Genomic DNA, 8890 nt, shown 5'->3' on the forward strand with positions numbered 1-8890 from the left:
TTCCTTGACCAACATCTGGATGATCTGCTCAGCGGAGTCGTCGCAGAACAACTGGCCCTTGTGCTTCTCGTGGAAGGCGATGCCATAGCCCTGCACGAGCTTGATGAAGTCCTGCGGGGTGTAGCGGGCCAGGGCTGAGCGGCAGAAGGCGGGGTTTTCGGACAGGAAATTGGCCGACCCGGCCTCACGATTCGTGAAATTGCACCGGCCGCCGCCCGAGATACGAATTTTTTCGGCCAGCTTGGGCGAGTGGTCGATCAGCAGCACCTTGAGACCCCGCTGGCCCGCCAGGCCAGCACAGAACAGCCCTGCCGCCCCCGCGCCCACCACCACCGCATCGAATCCCCGCATAGACCTCCCGTGAATGGGGCGGCATTGTCGTGGGTGGGCGCATCGAAACTCGTTAGGATTCACGCCGGGTAGCAAAAGGGTCTTCTAGGGGGGAGGCCCGATTCATGGGGTGGCACGGCCTTGCTGGTGCTGCTTTGGCCCCACTACAGTCCCCCGACACCTTTGGTATTCGCGGCATTGCGCCGCGAATACACGATGGCATCACAACGATCTCATGGACATGACCGCTGACCAGACCGCGATGCAGCCGCCGCCCGGCAGCTTGGCGCATTGGCTGGCAGGCCACGGAGAACTGGGCGGCGAGACGCTGGCCGGCCTCATCTCGTTGATCGAGCCCCTGGGCAGCCAGGCGGCGATCAAGGCGATGTCCACCGGCCGATACGTATTTGCGAGCACGGGCCTGGCGCAGATGTTCGAGCGTGAAGCGGTGGTCGGCCACACGGACGCCGAGTTGCTCAAGGCCGACGAGACGACGGCCTTACGTCGTGTCGAGCAGACGGTCATGGCCCAGCGTCACCCGGTCGTCAGCGAGCACAAGCTGGAAATCAACAGCCGTCGCCRTGAGTTCAGCGTCACCCGGCTGGCCCTGAGTGCCGACTTTCTGCTCTCGGTATGGCATGAGCGCACTGAGGAGCGCCACCGAGAGGCCCATCTGCAGCGCGCCCTGGCCCAGATCGAGCAGCAGCAGTCCTCCATCGAGCAGATCCGCCGCGAGCTGCAGCAGGGTTCGGGCCGCGACGATGTTTCGGGCCTTTACATGCGCGCCCAGTTCGACGACCAGCTGCTGCGCGAAATCGACCTGTCCTCGCGCGAGCATCGCGAGTTCGCCCTCGTCATCATTGCGCTGGATGCCTCGCCGGCCATCACCGGCCTGGGTGATGACGCCCAGCAGCGCCTGCTCGAGGGCATCGGTCGCATGCTGCGCGCCAACACGCGGGCAATGGACTCGGCCTGCCGCATCGGGCCGCAACGCTTTGCGGTGCTGCTGTCCGGCGTGGGCCTGGCGACGGCCCATGCACGCATGGAGCAGCTGCGCCGCCAGTGCGCGGCCCAGATCGTCGTGTTGAATGGCCAGGACCTGGGCTTGTCCATCTCGATGGGCGTGTCCAGCTTCCCGCATACCGCCTCGCGCCAGGACGAGCTGATGGCCGCCAGCGAAGCAGCTGTGCACGAGGCGCAGCGCCGCGGTGGCAACCAGGTCGTGCTGGCGTCCATTGCCTTCGGCTAAAGCTCCGACAGCCCCTTGTAGAGCATGTAGGCCGCGAGCGCGAACAACAGCATCGCGAAGACCCTTTTCAGCTGAGCCACGTCCATGGCATGGGCTGCGCGTGCGCCGAGCGGTGCCATCGTCACGCTGGCCACGGCAATCAACGCCAGCGCTGGCAAATAGAGGTAGCCCACCGATCCTGGCAGGGCYGGCGTCAGCCCCCAACCGCCAATGACGTAGCCGAGCGTGTTCGCGACCGCGATCGGGAAGCCCAGGGCGGCGCTTGTCGCGACGGCGAGGTGCACCGGCACATTGCACCAGACCATGAAGGGCACGCTGACAAAGCCGCCACCAGCCCCCACCATGCCCGAAAGCAGGCCGATTCCCGCGCCCGCACTGAACTGGCCGGTCGTGCCAGGCATCTGCCGGCTGGGCGCCGGGCGCTTGTTGCGCAGCATCTGCCAGCCCGAAAAGCTGACGAATGCGGCGAAGACCAAGGCCAGCCAGGCGCCTTTGAGAAGGGCGAACAGGCCGGCACCCGCCAGCAGGCCGCCGATGAGGATGCCGGGCGCCAAGCCCTTGACGAGATCCCAGCGCACCGCGCCGCGCTGGTGATGGGCGCGCACGCTGGACAGCGACGTGAACATGATGGTGGCCATGGACGTCGCGATGGCCATCTTGACCGCCAGGCCCGGCTCGACGCCGCGCTGGCTCAGGATGAAGGTCAGGACGGGCACCATCAGCATGCCGCCGCCGATGCCGAGCAATCCCGCGAGGAAGCCAGCCGCGAGGCCGAGTGCGAGCAGTTCCGCGGCGAGGGTGGCTGTCATTTGCCGTGCAGGCGCTTCAACACGGCTTGCCATTCGGCCGGCGTGACCGGCGTGATCGACAGCCGGCTGCCGCGCTCCAACACGCGCATCGACGCGAGCTCCGGCGCCTCGCGCATTTCCTTCAGGCTCAGCAACCGCGTCGTCTCGCGCCAGCGCACRTCAACATGGACCCAGCGCGGTGCCTCGGGCTTGGACTTGGCGTCGTAGTAATGGCTGCTCGCGTCGAACTGCGTCGCATCCGGATAGGCCGCGCTGCTGACCTCGGCGAGGCCGGCGATGCCAGGCTCAGGGCAGGAGGAGTGATAAAAGAGCACGCCATCGCCCACCTGCATGTCGTCGCGCATGAAGTTGCGCGCCTGGTAGTTGCGGACGCCCGTCCATGGCAAAGTGCCGGCGCGTTGCAGGTCGAGGATCGAAGCCTCGTCGGGCTCTGATTTCATCAGCCAGTAGTTCATCAGCTGATGCTAAGCGGGAAGAAGGTGTCCACCGCAATCCGGGGGGCCGAGATCCTGAACACCCAGGGGTAATCAGGTGGGCGAGGTCAGCCGGACTTCGGGTTCATCTGACGCGAGACGATCACGCCCGTCCGGCATGTTCCAAGCCCTTGCTCATAGAGCATCGGATGAAGGAAATAAAGCCCCGGGGAAAGCGGTGGACGACGTGAATTCTAAGTCTTAGAGCAGCTGCCCGTCGTGACCGAGTGCTTCATCCAGGCGCTTGACGAGGGTATCGATTTCGGGCGTTGACACCGGCGTTTCACGCGAGGTGTCGGCGAGCTGGTAGGCCAGGTTCAGCGCGGCCAATACGGCGATGCGTTCGCGTGCCTTGACCTTGCCGGCATCGCGGATGGCGCTCATCTCGCGGTCCACCTGGGCCACGGCGGAGCTCAATGCAGCTTCGCCGCCTTCGGGGCAGCCGAGCAGATAGCTCTGGCCCATGATGGTCACTTCCATCTGCTTCATGCGTCTTCCTTGGGCGTCTCGACGGGCAGGCGCTCCAGCAGCGCATCGACGCGCGCTCGCGCCGCATTCAGCCGCGAGCGCAGGCTGTCGCGCTCTTGCGTGAGGGCCGCCACCTGCTCGAGCAGCAGGGTGTTGGTTCGGGTCAGTTCGTCGTGGCGCAGCAGCAGGCGTTCGACGCGTTCGGTGAGGTCGCTGAGTTGGGCCATGGCGTGTGAGGGTTCAGGCGGCGGATTTTAGGTTCCGGCCGTAGTCGCATTCGTTGATGACCGCGCAAACATTGCACAGTGGCTTGCGCGCCTGGCAGACATAGCGGCCGTGCAGGATCAGCCAGTGATGGGCGTCAACCAGATAGTCGGTTGGCACGCGGTCCAGCAAGCCCAGCTCGACGGCCAGCGGCGTCTTGCCTGGTGCGAGGCCGGTGCGGTTGCTGACGCGGAAGATGTGCGTGTCAACCGCCATCGTCGGCTCGCCAAAAGCAACGTTGAGCACGACGTTGGCCGTCTTGCGGCCGACACCAGGCAAGGCTTCGAGATCGGGGCGTGAGTGTGGCACTTCGCCGCCATGCAGGTCGATCAGCATGCGGCAGGTCTGCAGCAGATGCCTGGCCTTGCTGCGGTACAGGCCGATGGTTTTGATGTACGACTCGAGGCCTTCCTGGCCAAGGGCGAGGATCTGCGCGGGTGTGTTGGCAACCGCGAACAGTCGCCTGGTGGCCTTGTTGACACCCACGTCGGTGGCCTGGGCGGACAGCAGCACGGCGGTCAGCAACTCGAAGACGCTGGTGAACTCCAGTTCGGTCTGGGGCGCCGGGTTGGCAGCCTTGAGGATGGCGAAGAAGCGTTCGACTTGCGCGGCGTTCATGCCGCGATTGTCATGTCCGTTTGGCCCTGGCGCGGGCAAGCGCGGCTTCAATGGCCGCGCGCTTGCGGTCGAGCTGCGCGGGGTCGGTGATCGCAGATGCCGCCGGCAGGTCCGCCAGCTTGGCTTCGGCCTTGACAACCAGGCGCGCCGCGTTCTCTTCGGCCTCGCGATGGCGGCGGAACTGGCGAAAGGCGTAGCGCTCGCGTGCCTCGTCGGCCTGCGGCGGGCTCCAGGCCGCCCAGCCGGTGGCAGTGGTGACCTCGGGCATGGAGATGCAGTCGACCGGGCAGGCCGGTACGCACAGTTCGCAGCCGGTGCACTGGGCGGTGACGATCACGTGCATGGCCTTGGGTGCCCCGACGATGCAGTCGGCCGGGCAGGCCTTGATGCAGAGGGTGCAGCCGATGCACCAGGCTTCGTCGATGACGGCGACGCCACGCGTGGCTTCAATGCCGTTGACGGGATTCAATGGCAGGGCAGGGCGCCCGGTGATCGCGGCGAGTCGTGCAATGCCCTCTGCACCGCCAGGAGGGCATTGGTTGATCTCGGCCTCACCCGCGGTGATGGCGTCGGCGTAGCGGCGGCAGTCCGRGTAACCGCAGCGAGTGCATTGGGTCTGCGGCAGTGCGGCGTCGATCAGCTCCGCGAGGTTCACGCTCTGCGCTTGCGGGCCGCCGGCTTGGCTGTGGTCTTGGCCACCGCCACCTTGGCCGTCTTCTTTAGCGGCGCAGCTTCGTATTTGGCGATGAAGTCGCGCACTTCGGGATAGACCTTCTCGCGCCAGCGGCGGCCCGAGAAGATGCCGTAATGGCCGGCGCCAATGGCGTCGTAGTGGTACTGGTGCTGCTTGGCAACACCCGAGCAGATGTCGTGTGCCGCCTTGGTCTGACCGGCGCCGGAGATGTCGTCCAGCTCGCCCTCGACAGTCAGCAGCGCGGTGGTCTTGATGTCCTGCGGGCGCACRAAGTGGCCGTCAACTGCCCAAGTGCCGTTCACCAGCGCGAAGTCCTGGAAGACGGTCTTGATGGTGTCGAGGTAGTACTCGGCCGGCATGTCGAGTACGGCGTTGTACTCGTCATAGAACTTGCGGTGGGCTTCAGCGCTGTCATCGTCGCCGCGCACCAGGTCCAGGAAGTAGTCGTAGTGCGACGACAGGTGGCGGTCCGGATTCATCGCAACGAAGCCGGTGTGCTGCAGGAAGCCCGGGTAGACCTCGCGGCCGGCGCCCGGGAAGTTGGTCGGTACGCGGTAGATGACGTTGTTCTCGAACCAGCTGTAGCTGCGGTTCATGGCCAGGTTGTTGACTGCCGTCGGGCTCTTGCGGGCGTCGATGGGGCCACCCATCATGGTCATGCTGCGCGGCGTGGCTTCACCGGCGCTGGCCATCAGCGAGATGGCAGCCAGCACAGGCACCGTGGGCTGGCAGACGGAGATCACATGGCTGTCGGCGCCGCCGACGTGGCGGATGAACTCCTGCACGTAGTGGATGTAGTCGTCCAGGTGGAAGGGGCCGACTTCGAGCGGCACCATGCGCGCGTCGGTCCAGTCGGTGATGTAGACCTTGTGGTCCTTCAGCAGTTGCTTGACGGTTTCGCGCAGCAGCGTGCTGTGGTGGCCGGACAGCGGCGCCACGACCAGCACCGTGGGCTGGTCCTTCATCTTGGCCAGCACCTTGAGATCGTCGGTGTAACGCTTGAAGCGCAGCAGGCGGCAGAAGGGCTTCTCGAGCGCCACCAGCTCCTGCACCGCGACGTCGACGCCGTCGACCTCCACGGACTTGATGTCGAACTCGGGCTTCTCGTAGTCCTTGGCCAGCCGATGCATCAGGTCCAGGCCGGCAGACAGGCGCTGCGCCATCGGCGTGTGGGTGAACGGTGACAGCGGGTGGCTGTAGAGCTTGGCCGACGCGGCTGCGAACTCAGAGAAGGGACTGAGCAGCGCGCGCTGGGTTTCGAAGAACTGATACAGCATTGGCAAACCTTGAACTAGGGGCCGGGACGCCCCGATGGTGCCAGAAAACGCTTTCGGCCTTGTGCGCTGCAGCATCGGATGGGCGGTCAAACCGCCAATCCTGCGCACTTGGCTGGTGCATTGAAGGGCTTTCAGCCCTTGATGACCGCCGCCATCGCGCTGGCGACGGTGGGCAGATTGCCCTCATTCAGTGCGGCGACACAGATGCGGCCAGAGTCCACGCCATAGACGCCGAACTCGCTGCGCAGACGCTGCATCTGGGTGGCGTTCAAGCCCGAGTAGCTGAACATACCCAGTTGCTCAGTGACGAAGGACAGGTCTTGGGTCACGCCGGCAGCTTTCAGCGCGGCGACCAGCGCGCCGCGCATGGCCTTGATGCGCACACGCATGCCGGCCAGCTCCTCTTCCCAAAGCGCGCGCAGCTTGTCGTCGGACAGCACCTGGGCGACGACCTGGGCACCATGCGTGGGCGGGTTGGAGTAGTTGGTGCGGATCATGATCTTCAGCTGCGACAGCACGCGCACGGCTTCCTCGTCGCTGCTGCAGACCACGCTCAACGCGCCGCAGCGTTCGCCGTACAGCGAGAAGCTCTTGGAGAAGCTGGTCGACACGAAGAAACCGACACCGGCGGCCATGAACTGGCGCACCGCCTCGCCATCTTCCTTCAGGCCGAAGCCAAAGCCCTGGTAGGCCATGTCCAGGAAGGGCGTCAGGCCCTTGGCCTTGACGGCGGCGACGACCTGGGCCCACTGCTCGGCCGTGATGTCATAGCCGGTCGGGTTGTGACAGCAGGCGTGCAGCACGACGACGGTGCCGGCGGGTGCGGCATTCAGCGCGGCCAGCATGCCGTCGAAGTTGATGCCCTTCCTGGCCGCGTCGTAGTAGGGGTAGGCCTCGACCGTGAAGCCGGCCTGGGTGAACAGGGCGCGGTGGTTCTCCCAACTCGGGTCGGAGATCAGCACCTTGGAGGCGGGGTTGAGCTGCTTCAGGAAGTCGGCGCCGATCTTCAGCGCGCCGGTGCCGCCCAGGGCCTGCACGGTGGCGACGTTCTTCAGTTCGGAGCCGAAGACCAGCTTCTGAACGGCCTTGTCATAAGCGGCAATGCCATCAATGGGGAGGTAGCCGCGCGGCTTGGGGGCGGCGGCCATGGCGGCCTCGGCTTCGCGGACGCATTTCAACAGCGGCAGCTTGCCGGCTTCGTCGTAGTAGACGCCAACGCCGAGATTGACCTTGCCGGGGCGGGTGTCGGCGTTGAACTGCTCGTTCAGGCCGAGGATGGGGTCACGGGGAGCAAGGGCGACATCGGCGAACAAAGACATGGCGGGTTCCTGAAGGGACGTTGGCAGGAGGGGAGGCTTGAAGAATCAGGGTCTGCGCTAACCTGACCGCTTCTGCATTGCAGCAATGCAGCGCAGCAATTTTGCCGCCGAACCCAGGGAATTCCCCATGCAAGAAGCCTTGAACGTCATGTCCGGTCCAGAAAGTGACTCGGAGGAACGCAAGGGCGAATTCGTCAGCTTCGAAGGCTCGCCGTTCCAGCTGTTCCAGCCTTTCCCGCCGGCGGGGGACCAGCCGACCGCCATCGCCAAGCTCATCGAAGGCATCAACGACGGCCTCAGCTACCAGACCCTGCTGGGCGTCACCGGTTCGGGCAAGACCTTCACGATGGCCAATGTCATCGCCCGCCTGGGGCGCCCGGCCATCGTCTTTGCTCCCAACAAGACGCTGGCGGCCCAGCTCTACAGTGAGTTCCGGGACTTCTTTCCGAACAACGCCGTCGAGTACTTCGTCAGCTATTACGACTATTACCAGCCCGAGGCTTATGTGCCGCAGCGCGACCTTTTCATCGAGAAGGACAGCGCGATCAACGAGCACATCGAGCAGTTGYGGCTTTCGTGCACCAAGAGCCTGTTGGAGCGGCGCGACGTGATCATCGTGGCGTCCGTATCGGCCATCTACGGCATCGGCAATCCGAGCGACTACCACCAGATGGTGATGACGCTGCGCGTGGGCGACAAGATGGGCCAGCGCGACGTCATCGCCCACCTGATCCGCATGCAGTACACCCGCAACGAAATGGAGTTCGTGCGCGGGCATTTCCGCGTGCGCGGCGACACCATCGATGTATTCCCGGCCGAGCACTCGGAGCTGGCCATCCGCATCGAACTCTTCGACGACGAGATCGAGGCGCTGTCGCTGTTTGACCCTCTTACGGGGCAGATCCGCCAGAAGATCCCGCGCTTCACCGTTTACCCGAGCAGCCATTACGTGACGCCGCGCGACCGCGTGCTGGCGGCCACCGACGCGATCAAGGCGGAGCTGCGCGAGCGCGTTGACTTCTTCGTCAAGGAGGGCAAGCTGGTGGAGGCGCAGCGCGTCGAGCAGCGCACGCGCTTCGACCTGGAGATGTTGCAGGAGGTGGGCCACTGCAAAGGCATTGAGAACTACACGCGGCACCTGTCCGGCGCCCAGCCGGGCGACCCGCCGCCGACGCTGGTGGACTACCTGCCCAAGGACGCCCTCATGTTCCTGGACGAGAGCCACGTGCTGATCGGCCAGTTCGGCGGCATGTACAACGGTGACCGGGCGCGCAAGACGACGCTGGTGGAATACGGCTTTCGCCTGCCGTCCGCCTTGGACAACCGGCCGCTGAAGTTTGCCGAGTTCGAACGCAAGATGCGTCAGGCCATCTTTGTGTCGGCCACGCC

General features: G+C 65.1%; 11 protein-coding genes. 2 read left to right on the forward strand and 9 right to left on the reverse strand.

The genetic code is table 11. From position 1 onward, the window contains the following. Nucleotides 1–351 (reverse strand): NAD(P)/FAD-dependent oxidoreductase (locus ACXJKR_RS16855; protein ID WP_457323800.1); only part of this gene is annotated, 351 nt, incomplete at its 3' end. A 214-nt stretch (nt 352–565) separates the two neighbouring features. Between ACXJKR_RS16855 and ACXJKR_RS16860 the strand changes: the two genes are divergently transcribed. Next, nucleotides 566–1579, forward strand: a complete 1014-nt coding sequence (locus tag ACXJKR_RS16860; protein ID WP_457323801.1) for a GGDEF domain-containing protein — start codon at nt 566–568, stop codon at nt 1577–1579. On the opposite strand, the gene ACXJKR_RS16865 is transcribed toward ACXJKR_RS16860, so the two are convergent. The 8 genes from ACXJKR_RS16865 to ACXJKR_RS16900 all read right to left on the reverse strand — a co-directional run bounded on the left by ACXJKR_RS16865 (nt 1576) and on the right by ACXJKR_RS16900 (nt 7501). Beyond that, nucleotides 1576–2388 (reverse strand): sulfite exporter TauE/SafE family protein, encoded by an 813-nt coding sequence (locus ACXJKR_RS16865; protein ID WP_457323802.1) that lies wholly within the window; start codon nt 2386–2388, stop codon nt 1576–1578. The genes ACXJKR_RS16860 and ACXJKR_RS16865 overlap by 4 nt on opposite strands. After that, nucleotides 2385–2843, reverse strand: coding sequence for an EVE domain-containing protein (locus ACXJKR_RS16870; RefSeq protein ID WP_057299632.1), 459 nt, complete (start codon nt 2841–2843; stop codon nt 2385–2387). The genes ACXJKR_RS16865 and ACXJKR_RS16870 overlap by 4 nt, the downstream gene beginning before the upstream one ends. Nucleotides 2844–3062: 219 nt before the next feature. Further along, nucleotides 3063–3350, reverse strand: coding sequence for a cell division protein ZapA (locus tag ACXJKR_RS16875; protein WP_056196881.1), 288 nt, complete (start codon nt 3348–3350; stop codon nt 3063–3065). Then, nucleotides 3347–3556 carry a hypothetical protein gene (locus ACXJKR_RS16880; protein ID WP_025563979.1) on the reverse strand — a complete coding sequence of 70 codons (210 nt, stop codon included), beginning with the start codon at nt 3554–3556 and terminating at the stop codon, nt 3347–3349. Before ACXJKR_RS16880 ends, ACXJKR_RS16875 begins: the two co-directional genes overlap by 4 nt. A gap of 13 nt (nt 3557–3569) precedes the next feature. Beyond that, nucleotides 3570–4211, reverse strand: a complete 642-nt coding sequence (gene nth / locus ACXJKR_RS16885) for an endonuclease III (RefSeq protein ID WP_457323803.1) — start codon at nt 4209–4211, stop codon at nt 3570–3572. Between the two features lie 10 nt (nt 4212–4221). Then, nucleotides 4222–4866 (reverse strand): electron transport complex subunit RsxB, encoded by a 645-nt coding sequence (gene rsxB, locus ACXJKR_RS16890; RefSeq protein WP_457323804.1) that lies wholly within the window; start codon nt 4864–4866, stop codon nt 4222–4224. Then, the gene (locus ACXJKR_RS16895; protein WP_457323805.1) at nt 4863–6182 is read right to left on the reverse strand and encodes a polyhydroxyalkanoate depolymerase; all 1320 of its coding nucleotides are present in this window, start codon (nt 6180–6182) and stop codon (nt 4863–4865) included. The genes rsxB and ACXJKR_RS16895 overlap by 4 nt, the downstream gene beginning before the upstream one ends. A 131-nt stretch (nt 6183–6313) precedes the next feature. Further along, nucleotides 6314–7501: an amino acid aminotransferase gene (locus ACXJKR_RS16900; protein ID WP_457323806.1), complete on the reverse strand. Its 1188-nt coding sequence runs from the start codon at nt 7499–7501 to the stop codon at nt 6314–6316. Between the two features lie 148 nt (nt 7502–7649). Between ACXJKR_RS16900 and ACXJKR_RS16905 the strand changes: the two genes are divergently transcribed. Continuing rightward, nucleotides 7650–8890: DEAD/DEAH box helicase family protein (locus tag ACXJKR_RS16905; RefSeq protein ID WP_457323807.1), on the forward strand; the 1241-nt coding region annotated here is incomplete at its 3' end.

The organism is Roseateles sp. P5_E11, from assembly GCF_054049355.1.

Bases quoted from the DNA above. Each gene is read 5' to 3' on its own strand.
- ACXJKR_RS16900 (WP_457323806.1), bottom strand. From the start codon at position 7,501: ATGTCTTTGTTCGCCGATGTCGCCCTTGCTCCCCGTGACCCCATCCTC.
- ACXJKR_RS16880 (WP_025563979.1), bottom strand. From the start codon at position 3,556: ATGGCCCAACTCAGCGACCTCACCGAACGCGTCGAACGCCTGCTGCTG.
- ACXJKR_RS16875 (WP_056196881.1), bottom strand. From the start codon at position 3,350: ATGAAGCAGATGGAAGTGACCATCATGGGCCAGAGCTATCTGCTCGGC.
- nth (WP_457323803.1), bottom strand. From the start codon at position 4,211: ATGAACGCCGCGCAAGTCGAACGCTTCTTCGCCATCCTCAAGGCTGCC.